The sequence below is a fragment of the Mesorhizobium sp. Root554 genome (assembly GCF_001427025.1).
Classification (GTDB): Bacteria; Pseudomonadota; Alphaproteobacteria; order Rhizobiales; family Rhizobiaceae; genus Mesorhizobium.
Genome location: NZ_LMGA01000001.1, coordinates 1453007 through 1475130, shown reverse-complemented (window position 1 = coordinate 1475130; position 22124 = coordinate 1453007). Strand labels below are relative to the sequence as shown.

23 protein-coding genes are annotated in these 22124 nt (G+C 63.7%); 11 read left to right on the top strand and 12 right to left on the bottom strand.

Features of this window, described 5'->3' with window-relative positions; all coding sequences use genetic code 11:
- The first annotated feature begins 98 nt into the window (after nt 1–98).
- A complete protein-coding gene (locus ASD44_RS07110) occupies nt 99–410 on the top strand; it encodes a GIY-YIG nuclease family protein (RefSeq protein ID WP_244478730.1) in 312 nt (103 codons plus the stop codon).
- Between the two features lie 141 nt (nt 411–551).
- Here the strand turns inward: ASD44_RS07110 and ASD44_RS07105 are convergent, their stop codons facing one another.
- The 6 genes from ASD44_RS07105 to ASD44_RS07080 form a co-directional block, all read right to left on the bottom strand.
- Complete coding sequence (locus ASD44_RS07105; protein WP_056110182.1) at nt 552–1520, bottom strand: methyltetrahydrofolate cobalamin methyltransferase; 969 nt, start codon at nt 1518–1520, stop codon at nt 552–554.
- Between the two features lie 70 nt (nt 1521–1590).
- Nucleotides 1591–2691, bottom strand: a complete 1101-nt coding sequence (locus ASD44_RS07100) for a methylenetetrahydrofolate reductase (protein ID WP_056110181.1) — start codon at nt 2689–2691, stop codon at nt 1591–1593.
- Nucleotides 2688–3347 (bottom strand): methylenetetrahydrofolate reductase C-terminal domain-containing protein, encoded by a 660-nt coding sequence (locus ASD44_RS07095; protein ID WP_244478729.1) that lies wholly within the window; start codon nt 3345–3347, stop codon nt 2688–2690. The genes ASD44_RS07100 and ASD44_RS07095 overlap by 4 nt, the downstream gene beginning before the upstream one ends.
- Nucleotides 3340–3642, bottom strand: a complete 303-nt coding sequence (locus ASD44_RS07090) for a virulence factor (RefSeq protein WP_056110179.1) — start codon at nt 3640–3642, stop codon at nt 3340–3342. The genes ASD44_RS07095 and ASD44_RS07090 overlap by 8 nt, the downstream gene beginning before the upstream one ends.
- 155 nt (nt 3643–3797) lie before the next feature.
- Nucleotides 3798–4373, bottom strand: coding sequence for a DUF4893 domain-containing protein (locus ASD44_RS07085; RefSeq protein ID WP_056110171.1), 576 nt, complete (start codon nt 4371–4373; stop codon nt 3798–3800).
- Between the two features lie 50 nt (nt 4374–4423).
- Entirely contained in the window at nt 4424–5068 is a 645-nt protein-coding gene (locus tag ASD44_RS07080; RefSeq protein WP_056110169.1) for a DUF1638 domain-containing protein, read from the bottom strand.
- A gap of 61 nt (nt 5069–5129) precedes the next feature.
- On the opposite strand from ASD44_RS07080, the gene ASD44_RS18120 reads away from it, so the two are divergent.
- Complete coding sequence (locus ASD44_RS18120) at nt 5130–5264, top strand: entericidin A/B family lipoprotein (RefSeq protein WP_082542402.1); 135 nt, start codon at nt 5130–5132, stop codon at nt 5262–5264.
- A gap of 58 nt (nt 5265–5322) precedes the next feature.
- Here the strand turns inward: ASD44_RS18120 and ASD44_RS07075 are convergent, their stop codons facing one another.
- Nucleotides 5323–6021, bottom strand: coding sequence for a B12-binding domain-containing protein (locus ASD44_RS07075; RefSeq protein WP_056110167.1), 699 nt, complete (start codon nt 6019–6021; stop codon nt 5323–5325).
- A gap of 261 nt (nt 6022–6282) precedes the next feature.
- Between ASD44_RS07075 and ASD44_RS07070 the strand changes: the two genes are divergently transcribed.
- Together ASD44_RS07070 and ASD44_RS07065 are read left to right on the top strand one after the other, a co-directional pair.
- Entirely contained in the window at nt 6283–7857 is a 1575-nt protein-coding gene (locus tag ASD44_RS07070) for a trimethylamine methyltransferase family protein (RefSeq protein WP_056110165.1), read from the top strand.
- A gap of 83 nt (nt 7858–7940) precedes the next feature.
- Nucleotides 7941–8630 carry a 4Fe-4S dicluster domain-containing protein gene (locus tag ASD44_RS07065; protein WP_056110163.1) on the top strand — a complete coding sequence of 230 codons (690 nt, stop codon included), beginning with the start codon at nt 7941–7943 and terminating at the stop codon, nt 8628–8630.
- 3 nt (nt 8631–8633) lie between these two features.
- Here the strand turns inward: ASD44_RS07065 and ASD44_RS07060 are convergent, their stop codons facing one another.
- A complete protein-coding gene (locus ASD44_RS07060) occupies nt 8634–9017 on the bottom strand; it encodes a hypothetical protein (RefSeq protein WP_056110162.1) in 384 nt (127 codons plus the stop codon).
- Between the two features lie 174 nt (nt 9018–9191).
- Between ASD44_RS07060 and ASD44_RS07055 the strand changes: the two genes are divergently transcribed.
- The 5 genes from ASD44_RS07055 to ASD44_RS07035 all read left to right on the top strand — a co-directional run bounded on the left by ASD44_RS07055 (nt 9192) and on the right by ASD44_RS07035 (nt 13590).
- Nucleotides 9192–9923 (top strand): dienelactone hydrolase family protein, encoded by a 732-nt coding sequence (locus ASD44_RS07055; protein ID WP_056115605.1) that lies wholly within the window; start codon nt 9192–9194, stop codon nt 9921–9923.
- 99 nt (nt 9924–10022) lie between these two features.
- Nucleotides 10023–10589 carry an RNA polymerase sigma factor gene (locus ASD44_RS07050; RefSeq protein WP_056115602.1) on the top strand — a complete coding sequence of 189 codons (567 nt, stop codon included), beginning with the start codon at nt 10023–10025 and terminating at the stop codon, nt 10587–10589.
- A gap of 2 nt (nt 10590–10591) precedes the next feature.
- A complete protein-coding gene (locus ASD44_RS07045) occupies nt 10592–12649 on the top strand; it encodes a VWA domain-containing protein (protein WP_056110159.1) in 2058 nt (685 codons plus the stop codon).
- Between the two features lie 231 nt (nt 12650–12880).
- Nucleotides 12881–13072 carry a hypothetical protein gene (locus ASD44_RS07040; RefSeq protein ID WP_156459803.1) on the top strand — a complete coding sequence of 64 codons (192 nt, stop codon included), beginning with the start codon at nt 12881–12883 and terminating at the stop codon, nt 13070–13072.
- Nucleotides 13073–13152: 80 nt separating this feature from the next.
- Nucleotides 13153–13590 carry a hypothetical protein gene (locus ASD44_RS07035; RefSeq protein WP_056110155.1) on the top strand — a complete coding sequence of 146 codons (438 nt, stop codon included), beginning with the start codon at nt 13153–13155 and terminating at the stop codon, nt 13588–13590.
- A 20-nt stretch (nt 13591–13610) separates the two neighbouring features.
- Here ASD44_RS07035 and bmt read toward each other — a convergent pair whose 3' ends face one another.
- Entirely contained in the window at nt 13611–14627 is a 1017-nt protein-coding gene (bmt, locus tag ASD44_RS07030; protein WP_056110152.1) for a betaine--homocysteine S-methyltransferase, read from the bottom strand.
- 75 nt (nt 14628–14702) lie between these two features.
- Nucleotides 14703–15551, bottom strand: a complete 849-nt coding sequence (locus ASD44_RS07025) for a helix-turn-helix transcriptional regulator (RefSeq protein ID WP_056110150.1) — start codon at nt 15549–15551, stop codon at nt 14703–14705.
- A gap of 224 nt (nt 15552–15775) precedes the next feature.
- Between ASD44_RS07025 and ASD44_RS07020 the strand changes: the two genes are divergently transcribed.
- A complete protein-coding gene (locus ASD44_RS07020; RefSeq protein WP_056110147.1) occupies nt 15776–16786 on the top strand; it encodes a fatty acid desaturase in 1011 nt (336 codons plus the stop codon).
- A gap of 60 nt (nt 16787–16846) precedes the next feature.
- Nucleotides 16847–17809 (top strand): PhnD/SsuA/transferrin family substrate-binding protein, encoded by a 963-nt coding sequence (locus ASD44_RS07015; protein ID WP_056110146.1) that lies wholly within the window; start codon nt 16847–16849, stop codon nt 17807–17809.
- A gap of 25 nt (nt 17810–17834) precedes the next feature.
- Here ASD44_RS07015 and ASD44_RS07010 read toward each other — a convergent pair whose 3' ends face one another.
- Nucleotides 17835–19343, bottom strand: a complete 1509-nt coding sequence (locus ASD44_RS07010) for a glycosyltransferase family 39 protein (protein WP_162246416.1) — start codon at nt 19341–19343, stop codon at nt 17835–17837.
- 150 nt (nt 19344–19493) lie between these two features.
- Entirely contained in the window at nt 19494–22064 is a 2571-nt protein-coding gene (locus ASD44_RS07005) for an FAD-dependent oxidoreductase (RefSeq protein ID WP_056110142.1), read from the bottom strand.
- Nucleotides 22065–22124: the final 60 nt, after the last annotated feature.

Here is a 22124-nt window from a genome sequence, read left to right as displayed (position 1 = left end):
CCATCCTCATCCTGAGGTGCGAGCGTAGCGAGCCTCGAAGGACGCACTACAGTCTTGCTACTGCATTGTCTGCAATTCAGTATCAAGCGGTGAGGATCATGGCGATGCATTTCGAAATGACGGTTTACATTCTTAGATGCGCGGACGGCTCCTACTATGTTGGGTCTCCCAAACAGGAAGTTGAAGCCCGTATATGGGAACACAACAATCTGCCGCTCGACAGCTACACGGCACGTCGCCGCCCTGTCGAACTTGTATTCACGGAAAGCTATGAGCGCATCACGGACGCCATTGCCCGCGAGCGGCAAATCAAAGGATGGTCGCGGCGCAAGAAGGAAGCTCTTATTGCCTTGGCTTATGAGACCCTGCCGGAGCTTTCGCGCCGGAGTCATCTGATTTCGGGAGACTAAAGGGTACGTCCTTCGAGGCTCGCACCTCAGGATGAGGGAAGCTGTGCGTGAACCTCCCTCATCCTGAGGTGCGAGCCCGCAGCAATCTGCCCAATATTGGTGCGATGTTTGGCGGGCGAGCCTCGAAGGACGCACCATAATTCACCCCCGGCCCATCCGTGCCTCGCGTCCGCCACGACGACGCCCACCGGCGGCTGCGCCGTCGCCCGGCGCGTTGACCGCTACCGGGGCAGGGGCATGCGCCTCGCCCGGCTTGTAGTCCTTGTAGGTTTTGATCCAGTTCATGCAGTCCTTGTCGGTGCCGTTCAGCACATTGGCTGCGCGCACGGCTTCCATCTCCTGCGGGCGGACAGGGTTCATGATGGCGCTGGTCATGCCGGCGCCGATCACCATGGGGATGAAGCCGGCATTGATGCCGTGGCGGTGCGGCAGGCCGAAGGAGATGTTGGAGAGGCCGCAGGTGGTGTTGACCTTGAGTTCCTCGCGAAGGCGGCGCAGCAGCGCGAACACCTGGCGGCCGGCATCGCCCAGCGCGCCGATGGGCATGACCAGCGGATCGACCACCACGTCATGCGCCGGAATGCCGAAATCGGCGCAGCGCTCGACGATCTTTTTCGCCACCGCGAAGCGGACATCCGGGTCCATGGAGATGCCGGTCTCGTCGTTGGAGATGGCGACGACCGGCACGTTGTACTTCTTCACCAGCGGCAGGATTGCCTCAAGCTTCTCCTCCTCGCCGGTCACGGAGTTCACCAGCGGGCGGCCCTTGGCGACTTTGAGCGCAGCCTCGATAGCAGCCGTGACGGAGGAGTCGATCGACAGCGGCAGGTCGACCAGGTTCTGGACGATCTCCAGCGTCTGCACCAGCAGCGCCGGTTCGGTTGCGTTGGGGTCGACGGCGGTGACGCCGGCGTTGACGTCGAGCATGGTGGCGCCCGCCGCGGCCTGCTCCAGCGCGTCCTTGATGACGGTCTCGAAATTACCGGCGACCATCTCGGCGGCCAGCTTCTTGCGGCCGGTCGGATTGATGCGCTCGCCGATGACGCAGAAGGGCTGGTCGAAGCCGATGACGATCTCGCGGCTGGCAGAGGCAACGATGGTGCGGGTCATGAAGGTCTCCGTCTAGGGATATAAAGATTTCTTTATATCGTTATCTGATCTGGATCAAGCCGTAGGGCCGTCAATGCGCTGTCTTCACCATGTCGACCTGGGTCTCGGTGATGTCGTCCTTCAGGATGCTTTCCAGCCGGTCCGCAACCATCCGGTCGTCGGCGCGGGCCTCGCGCTTCCACGGCTGGCGGCCCTTGAGGACGCCGGACTCATCGACGATCTCGGCGACATATTCCTCCTGCCGGTAGGCCATGACGTGGATGCCCGACACGCCGGGAATTTCCTTCACCTCGTCGATGATGTCGATGCAGAGCTGCTTGCCTTCCTTCTTCTGGTCCTGCGCGCCTTCCAGCCGCTTGATGATAGCGTCCGGGATGTGGATGCCCGGCACGTTGGAGCGAATCCATTTGGCCGTCTTGGCTGAAGCCAGCGGACCGACGCCGCACAGGACGAAGACCTTCTCGGTATAGCCGAGGTCGCGTACGCGCTGCATGTAGGTGCGGAACATCGGCACGTCGAAGCAGTACTGGCTCTGCACGAACTGCGCGCCGGCGGCGATCTTCTTGCCGAGGCGATGCGGGCGGAAATCATAGGGCGGGGCAAAGGGATTGATCGCCGCGCCGAGGAACAGCTGCGGCGGGGTCGTCAGCTTGCGTCCGGACAGGAATTTTCCATTATCGCGCATGACGCGGATGGTCTCCAACAGCGACATGCAGTCTAGGTCGAAAACCGGTTTGGCGCCCGGCTGGTCGCCCGCCTGGACGCCGTCGCCGGTCAGGCACAGCATGTTGGCGACGCCCATGGCCGCGCCGCCCAGCACGTCGCCCTGGATGGCGATGCGGTTCCTGTCGCGGCAGGCGATCTGCATGATCGGTGCGTAGCCCATGCGGGTCAGCAGCGCGCAGATGCCGACCGATGACATGTGGCAGTTGGCGCCGGAAGCATCGACGGCGTTGATGGCGTCCACCCAGCCGTCGAAGATCTTCGCGCGGTTGTAGACGTCTTCAGGGTCGGCGCTGTCAGGTGGGTTGAGCTCGGTCGTCACCGCGAATTCGCCGCGGCGCAGTACGCGCTCCAGCCGGCCGCGCGAGGTGTGGCCGGGCAGGGGATCGAGCGGCAGGTGGATGCCAGCGGGGTTTTCGTCGGGTTGGGGCGCGCGAGGGGAGATCATACCGCACCCGCCTTGGCCGCTTCCTTCGCCGCAGCGGCCTGGGCGGTCACCCGCAGCCATGCGGAAGTTTCGCGCAGGGACTGGTCGACCGGCTTCTGCACATTCAGAATTGAATCACCGCGCTGCATGTTGCGCGAGCCTTCCCATGCCTTGACCCAGACGCACGGCATGTCGGGCTCGACTTCGCAATTGCCGTTGGCGCGTACGCCGCCGCACGGTCCGTTGCGCAACTGCTTGGGACAGTTCATCGGGCAGGACATGCCCGTGGAGGAGAGAATGCACTGGCCGCACATCCGGCAGTCGAACATGAAGCCCTTGACGCGCTTCTCGATGAATTTGACCGGCCCTTCGACACGGCCATAGCCGATGCCCTTCCACAGGGGATGCAGCATCAGGAAGGCGTCGGCGAAACGTGAATAAAACCATTCCAGCAGGCGCGAATGCCGAATTGACCATAACCGAACAGCAAAGGAACGCTGCACGCGCCGCTGCGGCGAGACGTCGGCGGGTTTATAGTCCGATTTCGGCGCCGTCTTCTTGACGACGCTGGCCTGGGTGACGCCTTCGGGCGCGGCCGGCGGCAGCGCCGCGTCCGTACCGGCCGGGCCTTTCGCCGTTGTGGATGCCGTTTCGGATTTCGGCCGGGTGCTATCCATTTTCCTTGCCGCCTGCCTTGGCAAGCGCGACCAGCCGCTCCTGCCCATATCGCGCGTCGAAATCGGCCGCCGCCTTGTCGGCCTCGGCTTCGAGGTCGTCGCCCACAGGAACCGGCTCGGCCTTGCGCCATTCCGCCAGATACGCATCGGTCTCGGCAGCGCCCGAGCGCATGGCCGCCATGTCGATCGCCTCGGTGAATCGCAGCGGCAACTCGCGCTTGGCGCTGGTCCGGCCTTTCCTGACGATGATCTGGGCGGGGATATCGCGCCAGTAGACGACGATCAGATCGGCCATGAATGTTCAACTCCTGCTCGTTTGAAGCATTGCCGCAAGCAATGTGCGCCTGCTTCTCATGGCACGACGCGCGCGCATTCAAAAGCGACGCGGAAATGCGCCGCAAATTGACCGATCGACCGGAGACGAGAAAAGGAGGACGAGGGCCGCGGCCCTCAGCGCTTCAATTCCAGAATGTCGAGCTTGGATTCGTAGTACGGCGCCGGAAATTCGATGCGCCAGGCGTCGGCGCCGGTACGGAAGGCGTAGCCGACCTGATCGGCCTCGGGGCCGCTGCCGTAGCGCTTTGCCGCGTCGCCGGCGATGAATCCGCTGCCGAGATAGATCGAGCGCTTCTCGCCATCGTCGTAGAAGCGGCCCTTGGTGCGTTGCGAGCCGGTCAGCTTCTCCAGCATCCAGCCGGAGCCGTCGTCGGTGACCTTGCACTTGAACCAGTCGTAGACGACCAGCGCGCCGATGCCGCCGGCCTTGATGGTGCGGCACTGCCAGTTGCCCGTCAGGTCCTTGTCGGAGAAGGCGACGAGCGGCCGGGCCAGAACCTCGTCGAGGATTTTGACTTCGGCGGCGCTGCCGGCCCTGGCTTCCTCAAGCGCCACCTTGCGCGTCTCGCCGTATTTTTCCAGCCGTGTCTTGTCGGCAGGTGTCATGATGTTCTGCACCTCGCCATCGGCAAGGGCCGGTCCGGCGACAAAAGCAGAAACGATAGCGAGAGCAAGGGCAGTCCGGCGCATGAGGTTCTCCGATTCCGTTTCGGAAGACTTTACAGGCTTTCAAGCCGAAATCACGGCACCGCGCTTGCAGGTGGTGCCGCGGCTTTTACGAGGCCTTGCGTGAGGTCGCCATATCCAGTGGCGCGGCGTTCGTAGACAAGGCCGAGCAGCTTTGCCGCCCGTTCGGCCACTTTATCCAGCTCGGGATCGTCTGTCTGAGCCAGATAGATCAGCTTCTCGTAATTGCCGAAATAGTCCGGAATCAGCTCCGGATGGCGGTCCAGCCCGAGCGGCTTCATGAAGAAGGCGTCGAACTGCCGGCACAGGAAATCGGTCATGTAGAAGGACATCATGTCGTCCTCAGCGACCTGGGCGTAGGCATTCATGCCCTGGTAAAAGGCGAAGCAGTGCGGGCCCTCCATACGTTCGACGCCGTGCTTCTCGCAGATGCGATCCAGCATGCCGCCGGTCCCGCAATCGGCGTAACCGACGAAGATGTTGCGATAACCTTCCGCCCTGGCGTCGGTGATCGCCTTGTCCATGGCCGGCGGAATGCGGTCGGGGTGGAAATGGAAGTCCGCCGGAAGGCAGGTAAGGTCTAGGTGATCGAGCGCGGCCTGCTCTTTCACAGCCAGCACTTCGCGCGCGATCATGCCGCAGGCGATGACCAGCAGACGGTCACTCTTGTTCGCGTTGTCTTTTCGTGCCTCGACCATGGAACCAGTTCAGCCGGCTTTCGTTGGTCCCTTTCTAGTCATCAAGCGAGGGAGACCATCCATGAAACTGCTACGCATTGCCCCGATTGCAGCCGTCCTTTGCGCGCTGGCGCTGGCCGGTTGCGCCAACACCGTGCGCGGCGCTGGTCAGGATATCAAGAACACCGCCGATGCAGTGGACGACAGCGTAAGGTAGCCTGTCTTCCATAACTGGTGATATTAGGGCCGCGCCACAAGACGCGGCCTTTCCCTACTCAGGCGGATGCCCGCACATTGTGCTTGCGCTTGACCAGTTCCTTGGCCGTTTCCACCGCCACGGCCGCGTCGCGGCAATAGGCATCGGCGCCGACAGCCTTGCCGAATTCCTCGTTGAGCGGCGCGCCGCCGACCAGGACGATCAGATCGTCGCGGATGCCTTTTTCCTTGAGCGTGTCGATGACGACCTTCATGTAGGGCATGGTCGTGGTCAAAAGCGCCGACATGCCGACGATATCGGGCTGATGTTCCTCGATCGCGGCCAGATATTTCTCGACCGCATTGTTGATGCCGAGATCGATGACGTCGAAACCGGCGCCTTCCATCATCATGCCGACGAGGTTCTTGCCGATGTCGTGGATGTCGCCCTTCACGGTGCCGATCACCATCTTGCCCTGCTTCGGCGCACCGGTGGCGGCGAGAAGCGGGCGCAGGATGAACATGCCTGCCTTCATGGCGTTGGCGGACAGCAGCACCTCCGGCACGAACAGGATGCCGTCGCGGAAATCCTCGCCGACAATGCGCATCCCCTCGACCAGCGCTTCGGTCAGCACCTTGTAGGGCACCCAGCCGCGCTCGAGCAGGATGTTGGTGCCTTCCTCGATCTCCTCTTTCAGCCCGTCGTAGAGGTCGTCATGCATCTGCTGCACGAGTTCTTCGTCGGAAAGCTCGGACAGGATGATCTCGTCGTCGGACATGGTATCCAGCTCCAGATGGCCAGCGGCTGCGGCCTGCTCGTATGTCGCTCCAATACGTATCGCGCGACGGGCGCCTCTCCATAGCCGATTTGCGACTTTGTGCAAAAGGAAAGCGACCGCAATCCGGCCCGGAGCTTACCGGTTTCCTTGTCGATTTTGCGACAGCGCTTGGCGCTGGCAAGCCGTTTCGAATAGGGTGCTTGGCTACGATCCGGCAAAAGCCGCTCACCGCGGCGCAAGTGGATTTCAGGAAGATACGTCATGAGCGAACACGCGGCAGTCGATCAGGAAGCGTCGAACGCAAGGCGGGGGCGCGGGGCCAGCGGCGGGGCGGCGGCGCGGCGTGCCGCGCGCACCGGCGGCGGGCCGGGAACGCAACTCACCTACATACGGCGCAAGATCAAGGCCTATGAGGTCCTCGACGAGGAGGGCCTGTCGATCATCGAGCGCAATACCGACACGGTTCTGGAAGAGATCGGCATCGAGTTTCGCGACGACGCGGAGGCGCTGGAGCTGTGGAAGCAGGCCGGCGCCGATGTCAAAGGCCAACGTGTGCATTTTCCCAAGGGACTTTGCCGTTCGCTGCTCAAGACCGCGCCGTCGCAATACATCCAGCACGCCCGCAACCGCGAGCGGTCCGTGCAGGTTGGCGGCAACGCCACCGTGTTCGCGCCGGTCTACGGCCCGCCCTTCGTGCGCGACCTCGACGGCAAGCGGCGCTACGCGACGATCGAGGATTTCCAGAACTTCGTGAAGCTTGCCTACATGGCGCCGTCACTCCACCATTCCGGCGGTACCGTTTGCGAGCCGGTCGATGTGCCGGTGAACAAGCGCCACCTCGACATGGTCTATGCGCACATCAAATATTCGGACAAGCCGTTCATGGGCTCGGTCACCGCGCCGGAACGCGCGGAAGACACGGTGGCGATGGCCAAGATCGTGTTCGGCGATGATTTCGTCGAAAACAACACGGTGCTGACGTCGCTCATCAACGCGAACTCGCCGATGGTGTTCGACGAGACCATGCTGGGCGCGCTGAAGGTCTATGCCCGTCACAACCAGGCCTGCATCGTCACGCCGTTCATCCTCGCCGGTGCGATGAGCCCGGTGACGGTGGCCGGCACGCTGACGCAGGTGCTGGCCGAGGTGCTGGCCGGCGCATCGTTCACGCAGTTGATCCGGCCCGGTGCGCCGGTGTTGTTCGGAACCTTCGCGTCGTCCATATCGATGCAGTCGGGTGCGCCGACCTTCGGCACGCCGGAGCCGTCGCTGGTTTCCTATGGCGCGGCGCAGCTCGCGCGGCGGCTCGGTCTGCCGTTCCGTACCGGCGGTTCGCTCTGCGCCTCGAAGGCGCCGGATGCGCAAGCCGCCTATGAAAGCGCCAACACGCTGAACTCGACCATCCTGGCCGGCACCAATTTCGTGCTGCACGCTGCCGGCTGGCTGGAGGGCGGCTTGGCCTCCTGCTATGAAAAATTCATGATGGATGTCGACCAGCTCGGCATGCAGCAGAAGTTCGCCGAGGGGGTCGATCTTTCCGAGAACGGCCAGGCGATGGACGCCATTCGGCAGGTTGGCCCGGGCAGCCATTATCTCGGCTGCGACCACACGCAGGCGAATTTCCAGACGGCGTTCTACCGCTCCAGCATCGCCGACAACAATTCCTACGAGCAGTGGCTGGCGGAAGGCGAAAAGACCGCGCCGCAGCGCGCCAACGACCTCGCCCGCCGCTGGCTGGAAAGCTACGAGGCGCCGGCGCTGGATGCCGGTATCGACGACGGGCTGAAGGATTTCATCGCCACCAAGAAGGAATCGATGCCCGACGCCTTCACTTGAAAGGAGCCCGAGTCAGGCGGGGCTAAAGTCGCCAAGCTGATCCACCGGGAAGTCTGGCGCAGCGCGTTTCGCGGCGACAACGGATGACGACGATCAACCACGCGCCGTGCGACGCCATCCGTGCTGAACTAGCTCGAAATGGCTTCATTCTGCGCGGCGGGTTCAACTTCGTTGCCGATGAGGCCGTTCCCGAGTGGCGGGATGGCCGGCCGGCACGCTCGCTTTTGCTGGTCGGGCAGGCGGGCGCGGCGCCGTGGCCATATTTTCTCGAATGGCGGCAGACACAGCCCGCCGACATGGCCGATCCGCTCGATACGTGGTCGCGGCAGGTGATCGGTGCGGTCGCGGACGAGTTTGGCGGGCGCGCGGTCTCGCCCTCGGATCGACCCTATCTGCCATTCCAGCAATGGGCGATGCGGGCGGAAGGGCTGCGGCCGTCGCCGCTTGGTATCCTGATACATCCGGAATACGGGCTTTGGCATGCCTATCGCGGGGCGCTGCTGTTCCAGGAGGAGATGGCGTTCGAAGCGGCTCCGAAACCGAATCATCTTTGCGACGCATGTATCGGAAAACCCTGCGTGAAATCCTGTCCGGTCGAGGCCTATTCCGCCGATGGCTTCGCTTACGAACGGTGCCTCGCGCATGTGCGCGGCGGGGCGGGCGGCGCGTGCCGGAGCCAAGGCTGCCTCGACCGCAACGCCTGTCCTTATGGCATCGAATATCGCTATCCTGCGTCCGTGCAGGCCTTCCACATGGCGGCTTTCGCCGGCTGAGCGTCAATTGGTGTTGTAGCGGTCGCCTTCGGGATTCGCTGGAGCGTCGGCGGTGCAGACCGTGGTGCCGTCGGTGGTCTTGCAACTCGAGGGCGCTGCCGGCATCGGCATGCCTGGAGCAATGGCGCTCGCCGCGGGCTGTGCCGGCTGCGACGGAAAAGGATACGCCGTGGCTGGAGGCGGGGCAGCAGTGACTGGCGCCGCCGCGTTGGCCGCCATCGGCATGGTGGTTATGGCCTGAGAGCTCGCCGCTCCGCCGGTCAGGCCCGGCGTGATTTCAGCCTGAGAAAGTCCGGACTGCTGGGTCGCTTCCGCCTTCTGATCGTCCTGCGAAACGCAGCCCGCCAGAACCAGTGCACCGGCAATCAGAAACATCCGGTAGGTCATCAACGCTCTCTTAACCAATTTCGGGAGGTCGGCTTATGACATGGGCTTTCCCGGCCGGGCAACCGCGGCCGGGGTTGTCAACAGGCCCGTCACGCCGTTTTGATGTGCTTCGTTGTGGCCGCCGGCGCTATTTCCTATCACGGGCAGCGCAGTTCAAAGGATGCGGGAAGAAGCATGAAGCAGGATATCGAGATCAGGACGCCGGACGGCACCGCCAATGCGGCGATCTTCGGCGCAGGCGAAGGTTCGGGCAAGGCCGGCGTCATCCTCTACATGGACGCCTTCGGTCTGCGGCCGGCGATGGACGAGATGGCCGAACGCCTCGAACGGGAAGGCTATGTGGTTCTGGTGCCGGACCTGTTCTACCGCAACTGGCCCTACGGACCGTTCGCCGCCGGCACGACCTTCTCGATCCCCGAACGCAAGAAGGCCTTGCTGGCGATCATGCGGGCCACCTCGTCGGATCAAGCCGATCAGGACGGCAAAGCCTTTCTCGACACACTGGCCAGCCATGGCGTCACCGGCCCGATCGGGGCGGTCGGCTATTGCATCGGTGGGGCGAGGGCGCTGACCGCCGCCGCGACCTATCCCGACCGGATCAAGGCGGCCGCCAGCTTCCACGCCGGCAATCTGGCCTCGGACAAGCCGGACAGCCCGCATCTGCGCGCCAGGGAGATCAAGGCGAAGGTTTATGTCGGCAGCGCCGCGGTCGACCACAGCTTTCCGCCGGACCAGGCAGGACGGCTGGCCGAAGCGCTGACGGCTGCCGAGGTCGACTACATCATGGAAAGCTACGTCGGCATGGGCCATGGCTGGGCCGTGCCGGACCATGCCGTGTTCGATGCAGAGGGAGCCGAACGCCATTGGAAGCGCCTGCTGGCGTTCTTCGTCGAGGCGCTGAAATAATCGGCGTCCATGGCTCCGGGTTGATCGGAGGGCAGGCTGAAGAAAAATCTTTCCATCGGGCCAAGGAATCGCCAATAGCCTTCGTCCAACGGGCAAATGATGGCGATGATGCTGGACAAGGATGGCGTTTCCGATAGCGATCTGGTCGGACTGGCCAGGACCGGCGATCGTGAAGCGTTCGGCATTCTGCTCGAACGACACTATGACTTCGTCTACCGCGTCGCCTATCGCTGGTGCGGCCGCAAGGCCGATGCCGAGGACATCGCCCAGGAAGTCTGCGTGCGGCTCGGCCGCGCCATCCGCGACTATCGCGGCGGCGGCGCTTTCACGACGTGGCTTTACAGCATCACCCTGAACGCGGCGCGCGACATGATGCGCAAGGGCGCGCGCGACAGCGCCAAGACCGAGGCGTACGGCGTGCATGTGCTGACCGGCGGCGAGGCGAGCGACGAGCCGCAGGATCGTCTGGACGACCTCTGGGCAGCGGTGCGGCAACTGCCGGACAAGCAGCGCGACGCGGTCTTGCTCGTCTATGGCGAAGGCCTCGCCCATGCCGCCGTGGCCCAAGCGATGGCGATCTCGGAAACAACGGTGTCCTGGCACATCCATGAAGCGAAGAAACGGCTGAAGGTGCTGATGCGCGAACCTCTGGCCGGGGAAGAGTGACCATGGTCGACGAGAATGAACTGAACGACTTGGAACTGAACAGGCTGCGCCGCATCGCCGTCCCCGCTCCGGACGCCGACGCGAAGGCGCGCGCGCTGCAGGCGGCGATGGCCGCTTATGACGAGCCGAAAGAAAATCCGCAGGCCGCCCAAGGATCGATGGCCAAGCTTCGTCTCACCTCTCGAGCAACCCAACTCTGGAGGGAAATCATGCAGAAGAAGCTCATCGCGACGCCGGCCATCGCCGGCCTCATTGTCCTGCCGATCGCCGGCGTTACGGCGCTTTATCTGATGGACGGACAGACATTCAATCTCGGCGGTGACCGCAACGTCACCGAAACGCTGGCCGACAAGCCGGCGAAGGCGCCGGTCAGCGAAGCGGCCAAGGCGAAAAAAGCCGAGGCGGAAACCGAAAGCCGGGCGATGGAAATCGCCCCGGCATCGCCGCCCAAGCCGGACGCGATGGCGGGAGGGCAGGTGCAGCAGCAGGATGCGCTCGCACCCGGCGCGGCGGAGCCTGCGCCTGCGATCCAGAACGCTCCGGCCGGCGGCCATATGCGCGAAATGTTCACGACAAGGATGGCGGTGCAGCCGCTGCCGGCGCCTGCCGATGCCATCATGCCGCCGCGGCAGGAGAACCGTGACCGCATACAGGACTTCAAGACCAACCCGGTGCGTTCCGCGGCGGAAGATCCGGTCTCGACCTTCTCGATCGATGTCGACACCGCCTCCTATTCCTTTGTCCGCCGCTCTCTCAAGGAAGGCCTGCTGCCGCAGGCCGACACAGTGCGCGTCGAGGAGATGGTCAACTACTTCCCTTACGATTGGAAAGGCCCGGATTCGGCGGCGACGCCGTTCAACTCCACTGTCACCGTCATGCCGGCGCCCTGGAATGCCGCGCACAAGCTGATGCACGTCGCCATCAAGGGCTACGACGTGAAGCCCGCCGAGCAGCCCAAGGCCAATCTCGTCTTCCTGATCGACGTGTCCGGCTCGATGAACGAGCAGGACAAGCTGCCGCTGCTGCAGTCGGCGTTCCGTCTGCTGGTCAACAGGCTCGGCCCCGACGATACCGTCTCCATCGTCACTTATGCGGGTGACGCCGGCACGGTGCTGGAGCCGACCAAGGCATCGGAAAAGGAAAAGATCCTGCGCGCCATCGATACGCTGAAGCCCGGCGGCTCGACGGCCGGCGAGGCAGGCATCCGCGAAGCCTACCGGCTGGCGGAGAAGTCCTTCGTCAAGGGCGGCGTCAACCGGGTGATGCTCGCCACCGACGGCGATTTCAATGTCGGCCAGAGCGACGACGACGAGTTGAAGCGGCTGATCGAGGAAGAGCGCAAGACCGGCGTCTTCCTGTCGGTGTTCGGTTTCGGGCGCGGCAATCTGAACGACCAGATGATGCAGACCATCGCCCAGAACGGCAACGGCACCGCCGCCTACATCGACACGCTGGCGGAAGCCGAGAAAGTGCTGGTGGAAGACGCGTCTTCGACGCTGTTCACCATCGCCGCCGACGTGAAAATCCAGGTCGAATTCAACCCGGAGAAGGTCTCGGAATATCGCCTCGTCGGCTACGAGACCCGGGCGCTGAACCGCGAGGACTTCAACAACGACCGCGTCGATGCGGGAGAAATCGGTTCGGGCCATGCCGTCACCGCGATCTACGAGATCACGCCGAAGGGCGCGCCGCAGCAGATCGACGATCTGCGCTATGGCAAGCCTTCCACAGTCAGTAACGGCGCGGCAGGCGCGGGCGAGTATGCCTTCGTCAAGATCCGCTACAAGCTTCCCGGCGAAGACGCTTCCAAGCTGATAACGACGCCGGTGACGGCGGCCAACGAGGTGCCGTCCTTCGATGCCGCCGGCACGGACCAGCGTTTCTCCGTCGCGGTGGCCGCCTTTGGCCAAAAGCTGCGCAACGAGGACGCCACCGCCGGTTTCGGCTGGGACCGGATCAGCGAGATCGCCACGGCTGCGCGGGGCGCCGACCCGTTCGGCTACCGGTCGGAGTTTCTCTCGCTGGTGCGTCTGGCCGCGGCGCTCGGCGACAAGCGTTAGCCCATCCGCTCTATCCTGTGGAAAAGGCCGGCAATAGAAACCTTGCCGGCCTTTCCTTAAAGTTTTGCGGATTGGCAGCACGGCTTTGCAACCTGTCGGTGCTACAACGGGGTGGTCGGGACTTTTGAGGGATTAAAATTGCATATCGGCAGCAACATGGTTTGGGCGCCCGTCCGAACCGACGAAGGATCGCGGGCAGCTCCGGCGGCCTCGCAATCTGGAACCAGCAGCGTGCGTCACGACGTCCGCACCGCGAAGAACGCGGCGCTGTCGGCACTCAACAACGAGCGTTTTCACGCGGCGCTGGAACTGCTCGCCAACAATCCGGCGGTTTCGGATACGGTTCTGCAATTGCAGTCCGACGGCGGCGCCAGCGCCGACCAAAAATCGGTGATTTCCGCTTATGGTGAAAACGGCGACTGATCCCGCTCTGGTGATCGGGATCCGTGTTGGACTAAGATTGCTTTCTTTTGCCTGCGGGCAGTGGAACGGCAGGCGACACAATGTCGAATGGCAAACTCGACGAATGGGACATAGCGCACCGAGGGCTGCGCTCCATCTCTTCGCCGGAGATCAAGGCGTTCTGGAACGGCTACATCACTCATCGCCATCCGGTTCCGATCGAGCGCGGCAGCCTTTACTCGCGCTGGCGGCATGTGTCGGACGATCTGGTGATTTCGCTTTACCTGACGAACCGAAGCGTCGGCCTGTTCGTCCGGGGGCAGCGCGGGGAACGCTATCGCACGACCCTCAATCGCCTGGCCGTTCACGAACCTCAACTCGGCCAAGCGCTCAGCGCCAGCCTCGGCGGCTATGAGGGCTGTTGCTACCTCATCAACCATCCGCTGCCGGTGACCGATCCGAAAAGTTGGCCGCGGGCCTATGCCTGGCTGGAGAAGCAGGATGAACGTTACTACCGCGTCCTGAGCAAGCTTGGCTGAACCAGAAAGCCTGACCGCCTTCAGCCCCGCGAGCGTCTCCGCTCGCGGCGGCCGTCGCCGCTTTCCGAAGGGGTGGCGGTCGCCACCTTGTTGCGCAGCGGCCCGATGCGCTCGACGATGGTCTCGACCGTGGGCCGAGACGCCTTGTGATGGGTGTCCAGCGCCTTGCGCATCGCGGCCAGATGCTCGAACGACGTGCCGCAGCAGCCGCCGATGATCGTGGCGCCGGCATCGACGGCAAGCCGCACATAGTCGCCCATCAGTTCGGGCGTGCCTGAATAGTGGATTTCCGAGCCGCGGAATTCAGGAATGCCGCAATTGCCCTTGACGATCACGGTGGCCTCCGGCCTGGCCTCGGTCATGTCGAGCAGCGAGGCCAGGATATCGGACGCGCCCACGCCGCAATTGGCGCCAACGCCAAGCGGCGCTTCGGCCAGGCCATCCGCCACGGCGTGGATGTCCTTGGGCAGCAGGCCCATCATTGTGCGCCCCGCAGTGTCGAACGAGCCGGTGTAGGTGTAGGGCAGGCCGACCTTGATGGCGGCTTCGGCGGCGGCGCGGATTTCATCCGGAGCCGACATCGTTTCGATCCAGGCGACTTCGGCCCCGCCAGCCTTCAGGCCTTCGATCTGTTCGGCAAAGGCTTCGACAGCGCCCTCATAGGTCAGCGCGCCGAGCGGAACCAGCAGTTCCCCGGTCGGGCCGACCGAGCCGGCGACGATGACCTTGCGGCCGGCCTTGTCGGCCACTGCGCGGGCGATCTCGGCGGCGCGCTTGTTCAGGGCAAAGACGCGGTCCTGCGCGTCGTGAAGCTTCAGCCGGTGGCGGGTGCCGCCGAAGGAATTGGTGAGGATGATGTCGGCGCCGGCATCGACGAAATTCTGGTGCAGCGCGGTGATCGTATCCGGCGCCGTCTCGTTCAGCAGTTCCGGCGCTTCACCTGCCTGGAGACCCATGGCGAAAAGGTTCGTGCCGGTGGCGCCATCAGCCAGAAGCACGCCTTTTTCGGCGATCAGCGCATCGATCGGATTGGTCATGAGAAGCGGCCCTGTTTGGGTGTTGAGAGTGGGATATAAAGATTCCTTTATATGACGTCAATGTCGTGCGGCGCGTCAGACGTCGAATCCGGTCTGCGCGAGCTTGAGCGCGAAGGCAGCCGATTCATGAGCATTTATGTCGGCGGCGCGGATGAGATTGTCGAAATGTCCCGTCAGCGTGCGGATCGGCGCGGTGGCGTTCAACACCAGATACATGTCGCCGACATAGATGGCGGCGCGATAGGGCCCGAAGATCGTGTAGGGGATCGAGTAGCGCAGCCGCCCGTCATAGAGAAACAGGCGGAATGTCGGGTAGAGGTCGTCCAGCAGTTCGGCCATGTGCAGGAGCTGCCTGCGCCGGTCCTCGGCGGGGAAGTTGCTCCAGACGCCAAGCCCGCGGGCGAAGATCTCCAGCGTGTGGCGCGGCATACAGACCTCCATGTCGGTCTCCGGCCGCCGGTTGTAGTCGATGCGGTACTGCGTCTCGACCGCCTGCGCCTGGGCGCTTTTGTTGGAGATGCCGGCCTCGTAGTCGACCAGCGCTTCTGTACGCAGAAGATCGGGAATGCCGGCCGGCACGTAGCGTATCTTGGTGCCAAGCGCCTCGGCATGCCACCTGGCCAGCAGGGTTCGGTCGAAACCGCCCGCAGCCTCCTCGATTTCCAGGCTTTCGCGGATTTCGCCGGTGACGCCTTCATCCTGGCTGAGGCCAAGCAGCCAGTCGAGCGACACCTTGAACTGTGCGGCGATGTTGAGCAGCGTTTCGGCGCGGGGCAGGCGGGTCGATGCGCCCGACAGCAGTTGCGACAGGGCGGAACGATCGATCCCGACCGCGGCGGCGAAACTCGACTGATTGAGATCGGATCGTGTCAGGAGCAGCTTGAGCCGATCCCGGAAGACGGCCGACAGGTCTCGTTTGTCCATTTCAGAATCACCTCTTTGAGAGGATAGATTTGCGTGAGGCAGGTCTGGTGGCGACTTTCACCACAAATGAATCTTCCTCTTGTTTACTAAAGATAACATTTGAGGCTTAACATGCGCAATCACAACATTTTGTGCGCATTATCGCGTTGCTGATGAGGCAACCCTGCTGACACAATGCTGTCAGGAACTCGAATCGGTTCCGCAGGCAGAACAGCAGTCGACAAATGGCACAGCTACAAGACAGGCATGGACGGCAGGGCACGGTCGAATGGCCGACGGTGATGCTCGCCCTTGCTTGTTACGGCATCTGGTTTGCCGCTGGCCTGTATCTGTGGCCGTCCCATCCTCTGATGGCGCTCGTTGTCATGACGCTAACGGTGGCGCTGCAATCCTCGCTGGTTCATGAGGTGCTGCATGGCCATCCGACGCGCAACGCGCTGGTCAACGAGGCGTTCGTCTTCCTGCCGCTCGGTGTCGTGTGGCCGTTCCGCCGCTTCAAGACGCTGCATCTGCGCCATCACGCCGACGAACGGCTGACCGATCCGCTGGACGATCCGGAGAGCTACTATCAGGCCCTGTGGCATCACAACGACATGCCGCGCTGGATGAAGGCGCTGCTGCGCGCCAACAATACGATGGTCGGCCGTTTCTTCCTCGGGCCGTGGCTGTCGGCGACCGGCTTCTATATGGACGATGCGAAGCAGATCGCCGCCGGCGACGCTGTGATCGGCCGCGCCTGGCTTCTTCATCTCGTGGGCCTGGCCGTGGTGTTGTTGGTTGTGCAGTTCGGCTTCGGCATTCCGCTCTGGCTTTATCTGCTGGTGCCGGTGTGGTTCGGGCAATCGCTCATCGCCATCCGCACCTTTGCCGAGCATCAGTGGTCCGAGAACCCGGAGGGCCGGACGGTGATCGTCGAGCGCTCGGCGCTGTCGTTGCTGTTCCTCAACAACAATCTGCATTTCGTCCACCACAAGAAACCGACCGTCGCCTGGTACAGGCTGCCGCGTCTTTTCCACGCCGATCGTGAGGGCTGGCTGCGGGCCAACAACGGCTATGTCTATCCGAATTATCTGGCGCTTCTCAAAGCCTACGCCTTCAAGACGAAAGAGCCGGTGGTCCACCCGGTTCTGCGCCGCGTCGCCGAGCGGGGCAGGGCATTCAAGCCGCGCGTGCGCGCCCGCAACGTTCATGGTCTCGGCACGGCGCCGGTTCCGGCCGAGCCGCCGAAAGAATAGGCTCGGCTGTCGCCGAAGCACGGCCTTGCGCGCTCCCTTCCAACATTGTCAGATCGCGGCATGAGTGAATTCATTGCCGCGCTGCCCATGTATGACTGGCCGGAGGTGCGGGCCGAGATCGACGCCGAATGGGCGCGGCTGCGCGACAGTCTGCGCCAGGCCGGCGTCGATGCGCCGGAGCAGCTCGTCCGCCGTAATGCCGACATGCCGCCGGTGCCGGGCGGTATCCGCGATGCGTCCGGCGAGGTCATCGCGCCAGACCCGGCGACGCTGCCGCCCGATGAACTCGACTATCCGACGCTCTGGCGCCATCGAGTGCTGCTGTTCGCCCAGACCTGCTGGGGGCCGATGGAGCTTGGCCTCGCCCGGCATGTTCAGCTGTTGGGCCAGCCGGACTATTCGGCCTTTGAAGGCGGGCAGGGGGTGTTTTATTCGAGCGCGATCGTGATGCGGCGCACTTTACCCTCCCCCTTGTGGGGAGGGTCGGACAACGAAGCCGAACGGGGTGCGGGTGCGTCACTGGCGTCACCCCCACCCCGCCTCAAGACCTTTGCTGCGCAAAGCACCCTCGCCGACTTTCCGGGGCGAGCCACGGGTCTCGCCCGTCCTTCGGACCCCCACAAGGGGGAGGGTGTCGGGGCGCCTGCCGACGGTGCCCGATTCATCCCAATTCACCTGCTGCGCAGCCAACGCTTCATCTACAACAGCGTGGACTCCATGTCCGGCATCCTGGCGCTGACGCGCGACCTTGACGCCCTGGGCGAAAGCCTCGACCTGTTCGCCAGCCGATCGGAAAGCGGCGGCCATCGGGCGTCCATCCGCGCGGTGGCGCAGGGCGACGCCGATGTCGCCGCCATCGATTGCCGTAGCTGGGCGATGGCGCAACGTTTCGAGCCGGCGGCAAAGGCGCTTGCGGTTGTGGGCTGGACGGCGCGGCGCAAGGGCCTGCCCTATATCGCGGCGGCAGCGATACCTGCTGAGGTCGTCGCGGTCTCGCGGGAGGTGCTGGCGGCGCTAGAGTGACCCAACGGCTGTTGTGGGGAGATAACTAGGACGCCGGAGCCGCTGTTGGCGAAGCTGCTGGCGCCGATCCGGCCGGCGCCGCAACCGATTTCTTGATGTCGGCAACGAAAACGCGGCGTTCCTTCTTCTCCCGGTCCCAGGTGAACAGCATCGGAACAGTGAGCTCACGCGGCGGGCCAGCCAGTTCGTAGCCAGCCCGGCGGATGCGGTCGACGATGTCGCCGCGCGGCTCCGGCCGGTCGAGCGACAGCAGACGTGCCGGCTCCCGCAGCCGTTCGGCAAAGCCCGGGACCTCGGTCGACATGATGACCAGGTCCGGATCGGCCAGCCGCAGATTGCCGATCCAGTGCCAGTCCGCGATGACCGTGTTGATCGGGCCGTCGGCCGTCAGGTCGCGGTAGAGCGTGGAATAATCCATGCGGGCGATGCTGCTTCGGTCCGAGCCGCCATGAAGATGGATGTACCAGGTGAAGGGCATGACCAGCAGGGCCGCGCCTGCCGCCAGGCAGATGACCGCGATCTGCGCGGTGCGGCCCTTTTCGCCGAGACGCTCCATGCGCATGGCCATGGCGAGCGGAAGAAACAGCAGGATCGGCAGCATCCAGCGGTCACGGAAAGCGGTTGCGCCGCTGGCCAGCACGAGTATCAGGACGACGCCCACGCCGACTGCCAAGGTTCGCCACAGCAGCCTTTCCATGTCGCGTGCCGGGCCGGTGACGCGGAAACCGGAAATGCCACAAGCCAGGCTGACCAGTCCGAACACGGCGACCGGCAGCAGCGAGAAGTTGACGATGGCTTCGGCATATTCGCCGATGCCGGCCAGTGCGACGGTCAATGGTCCGCCGCTGGCGCCAATGCCGAACTTGTAGCCGCGCGACAGGAATTCCTCGGGATGGCTGAGATTCCAATAGAGCGTCGGCGCGCAGGCCAGCAGGGCGATCGCGACGCTGAGCAGGATTCGCCGGTCCATGATCGCGGGCCGGATGGACGGCAGCGACAGCGCTGCCGCGAGCAGGGCGCCGATCAGGAAAAGATCGTTGTATTTGGCCAGGATTGCCGCCGCCAAGGCCAGCCCGAAAGCGGCATAGGCGGGTGTCGTGCGCCGCTGCACCAGTTCGACGAAGGCCAGGAGAAGCAGCGAGCAGAAGCAGAACACCGCCACCGAGTGCGACAGCGTGTGCTGCATTTCCCACAAAATCTGCGGGAACAGCGCCACGCCGAACATGGCCGTCAGGGCGGTGTGCCGCGAATATCCCATGCGCAGGACAGCCAGCACAATCGAAGCCAGGCCGGTGAAGACCATCGCATATTTGACGATCTTCAACGTCAGCACGGTCGGGCCGAATATCTGCGCCACCGTCCAGGCAAACCAACTGTATAGAGGCGGCTGCGAACCGCCATAGCCGGCGCGCAACTCGCCCATATACATGAGCTGTTCGGCATCATCGACGCCGACGCCGGTGCCGACGATGTGCGAGAGCGCCGTCATGATGACGATCTGGATCAGGAAATAGGCCGCGAGCGCTACGAACACCGCACTGATAGATCCGACGCGGCCCTCAGCCAGCCAGTTTGCCCGCGCCACATGTGCGGGAAGATATTTTTGCGCCCAAGCCGCCTGCATGACGGCTCTATAAGCACGACCGGCGAGGCCGCACAATCGTCCTTACATCCAGATACTCTGTCAGGCGCGCATCTTGTCCCCGGCAGGATCGAAAAGCGGCTCGACGTTGATGCGGGCCGGGCGGCGATGACCGAGGATTTCGATCTCGAACCGGCCGGCGCTTTCGTCGTCCGCCAAGGCCGCGGGGATGTAGCCCTGGGCCATGGATTTCTGCACGAAATGCGCATAGCCGCCGGACGTTACCCATCCGACCACGCGCCAGTCGCCATCGACGATGCCGCGCACCGCGGAGGCGCCTTCGGCCGCCTTCGAGGTGCGCACCTCCTTGCCGGCTGCGTCGAAACGCGGGGCGCCATAGCCGTGCGGCGGGTCGATCGTGCCGTAGTCGGTGGAAACCTTGGCCCAGATGGGCTCGTCACCCATGACATCGGCGTCAGCGGCATCCACGACGAAAGAAACCCGGCGCAGCTTCGGGCCGTCCGCCTGTTCCTTTGCCGCCGCTTCGCGGCCGATGAAGTCGTTCTTGTCCAGCTTGATGAAGCGGTCCATGCCACCTTCGAACGGTCCGTAGATCGGCCGAAGCTCGCGGAACCAGGTGGGGAAATTCTTCTCCAGGCGCATGGAAAGCAGCGCGCGCATGCCGAAATCGACGATGCCGAACTCTTCGCCGGCCAGCTTGATCGCCTGATAGACCAGCCGCTGATAAGCAGGCTGCATCCAGATCTCGTAGCCGAGATCGCCGGTATAGGTGATGCGGTTCACCATGCAGGGCGCGCCGCCGACCGCCATTTCGCGGAAATCCATGAAGCGGAAGGCCTCGGTCGAGACGTCGACATCGGCCAGCTTCCGAAGCAGGTCGCGGGATTTCGGCCCGGCGATGGAAAGGCCGACCAGCGTCTGGTCGAAACGGTGGATGCGAACCGACCCATCCTTCGGCAGGTGCTTTTCGAACCAGCGCATATGATATTTCGCGGCCGCCGACGATCCCCAGATCATGAAGCGATCCTCGCCTGCCTTGGCGATGGTGAAATCGCCGATCAGCCTGCCGAACTCGTTGAGCATCGGCGTCAGCACGATGCGGCCGGCCCTCGGCATCCTGTTGGTCATCAAGCGATTCAGGAAATCCTCCGAACCCGTTCCGCTGACTTCATATTTTGCGAAATTGGCGATCTCGGTCACGCCGACCCGCTCGCGCGTGGCGCGCACCTCGTTGCCGACATGCTCGAAATCGTTGGAGCGGTGGAAGGAGACGATATCCTTCGGCTCAGTGCCTTTCGGCGCGAACCACAATGGCGTTTCGAGGCCCCAGCTGTCGCCCATGACGGCGTTCTGCGCCACCATCGTGTCGTAGAGCGGGGTGGTTTGCGCCGGCCGGGCCGCCGGCAGTTCCTCATTGGGAAAGCGGATCGAGAATCGCCGTGAATAATTTTCGCGCACCTTGGCGTTGGTGTAGCGCAGCGTCGCCCATTCGCCCCAGCGCGCCACATCCATGCCCCAGACATCGAAGCCCGGATCGCCATGGACCATCCAGTTGGACAGCGCCAGCCCGACGCCGCCGCCTTGCGAGAAGCCGGCCATGACGGCGCAGGCGCACCAGAAATTGGTCAGGCCCTGCACCGGGCCGACCAGCGGGTTGCCGTCCGGCGCGAAGGTGAAGGGGCCGTTGATGATCTGCTTGATGCCGGCTTTCTCGATGCCGGGGAAATGCTTGAAGCCGATCTCCAGCGAAGGCGCGATGCGGTCGATGTCCGGCTGCAGCAGCTCGTGGCCGAAATCCCATGGCGTGTCGACCGGCGACCACGGTTTGCAGGCCTTCTCATAAGTGCCGAGCAGTACGCCATTGCGTTCCTGACGCGTGTAGATCTCGCCCTTGAAGTCGAGCACGCCGACCATTTCGCGGCCGGTTTCCTTGTTGAAGGCCTCGACTTCCGGCATCGGCTCGGTCAGCAGATACATGTGCTCCATGGCAAGCAGCGGCAGTTCCAGCCCGACCATGCGGCCGATCTCGCGCGCCCACAGGCCGCCGCAATTGACGACATGCTCGGCCTTGATCGTTCCCTGTTCGGTGACGACATTCCAGGTGCCGTCCGGCTCCTGGGTCAACTCGATGACGCGGTTGCGCAGCACGATTTCCGCGCCCAGCTTTTTCGCCGCCTTGGCGTAGGCGTGGGTCGTGCCGGACGGATCGAGATGGCCCTCGACCGGGTCCCACATGGCGCCGGCGAAGTTGGTCTCGTCCATCAGCGGGAACATCGCCTTGGCTTCCGATGGCGTGATAAGCTCGGTGTCCATGCCGAGATAGCGGCCCTTGGCGTGGGCGAGGCGCAGAAAGTCCATGCGTTCCGGCGTATCGGCCATCATCACGCCGCCGGTCAGGTGCAGCGAGCAGGACTGGCCGGAAAGCTCCTCGATCTCCTTGTAGAGCTGCACGGTGTAGGCCTGCAGCTTGGCGACGTTGGGGTCGCCGTTCAGCGTATGGAAGCCGCCGGCGGCGTGCCAGGACGAGCCGGAGGTCAGTTCCGAGCGCTCGATAAGGACGACATCGGTCCAGCCGGCCTTGGCGAGATGATAAAGAACCGAGCAGCCGACGACACCGCCGCCGATGACAACCGCTTTTGCATGGGATTTCATGGGGATGGGTCCGTATGTGGAGACAATGATTCCGGAATTGCGCTGATGGTGATCCGAGTT

Coding starts and splice junctions, on each gene's coding strand:
- ASD44_RS18120 (WP_082542402.1), top strand. CDS start 5,130: ATGAAACTGCTACGCATTGCCCCGATTGCAGCCGTCCTTTGCGCGCTG.
- ASD44_RS07070 (WP_056110165.1), top strand. CDS start 6,283: ATGAGCGAACACGCGGCAGTCGATCAGGAAGCGTCGAACGCAAGGCGG.
- ASD44_RS07075 (WP_056110167.1), bottom strand. CDS start 6,021: ATGTCCGACGACGAGATCATCCTGTCCGAGCTTTCCGACGAAGAACTC.
- ASD44_RS07050 (WP_056115602.1), top strand. CDS start 10,023: ATGGCGATGATGCTGGACAAGGATGGCGTTTCCGATAGCGATCTGGTC.
- bmt (WP_056110152.1), bottom strand. CDS start 14,627: ATGACCAATCCGATCGATGCGCTGATCGCCGAAAAAGGCGTGCTTCTG.
- ASD44_RS07025 (WP_056110150.1), bottom strand. CDS start 15,551: ATGGACAAACGAGACCTGTCGGCCGTCTTCCGGGATCGGCTCAAGCTG.
- ASD44_RS07045 (WP_056110159.1), top strand. CDS start 10,592: ATGGTCGACGAGAATGAACTGAACGACTTGGAACTGAACAGGCTGCGC.
- ASD44_RS07100 (WP_056110181.1), bottom strand. CDS start 2,691: ATGATCTCCCCTCGCGCGCCCCAACCCGACGAAAACCCCGCTGGCATC.
- ASD44_RS07005 (WP_056110142.1), bottom strand. CDS start 22,064: ATGAAATCCCATGCAAAAGCGGTTGTCATCGGCGGCGGTGTCGTCGGC.
- ASD44_RS07090 (WP_056110179.1), bottom strand. CDS start 3,642: ATGGCCGATCTGATCGTCGTCTACTGGCGCGATATCCCCGCCCAGATC.
- ASD44_RS07060 (WP_056110162.1), bottom strand. CDS start 9,017: ATGACCTACCGGATGTTTCTGATTGCCGGTGCACTGGTTCTGGCGGGC.
- ASD44_RS07085 (WP_056110171.1), bottom strand. CDS start 4,373: ATGCGCCGGACTGCCCTTGCTCTCGCTATCGTTTCTGCTTTTGTCGCC.
- ASD44_RS07020 (WP_056110147.1), top strand. CDS start 15,776: ATGGCACAGCTACAAGACAGGCATGGACGGCAGGGCACGGTCGAATGG.
- ASD44_RS07095 (WP_244478729.1), bottom strand. CDS start 3,347: ATGGATAGCACCCGGCCGAAATCCGAAACGGCATCCACAACGGCGAAA.
- ASD44_RS07080 (WP_056110169.1), bottom strand. CDS start 5,068: ATGGTCGAGGCACGAAAAGACAACGCGAACAAGAGTGACCGTCTGCTG.
- ASD44_RS07110 (WP_244478730.1), top strand. CDS start 99: ATGGCGATGCATTTCGAAATGACGGTTTACATTCTTAGATGCGCGGAC.
- ASD44_RS07105 (WP_056110182.1), bottom strand. CDS start 1,520: ATGACCCGCACCATCGTTGCCTCTGCCAGCCGCGAGATCGTCATCGGC.
- ASD44_RS07035 (WP_056110155.1), top strand. CDS start 13,153: ATGTCGAATGGCAAACTCGACGAATGGGACATAGCGCACCGAGGGCTG.
- ASD44_RS07065 (WP_056110163.1), top strand. CDS start 7,941: ATGACGACGATCAACCACGCGCCGTGCGACGCCATCCGTGCTGAACTA.
- ASD44_RS07015 (WP_056110146.1), top strand. CDS start 16,847: ATGAGTGAATTCATTGCCGCGCTGCCCATGTATGACTGGCCGGAGGTG.
- ASD44_RS07055 (WP_056115605.1), top strand. CDS start 9,192: ATGAAGCAGGATATCGAGATCAGGACGCCGGACGGCACCGCCAATGCG.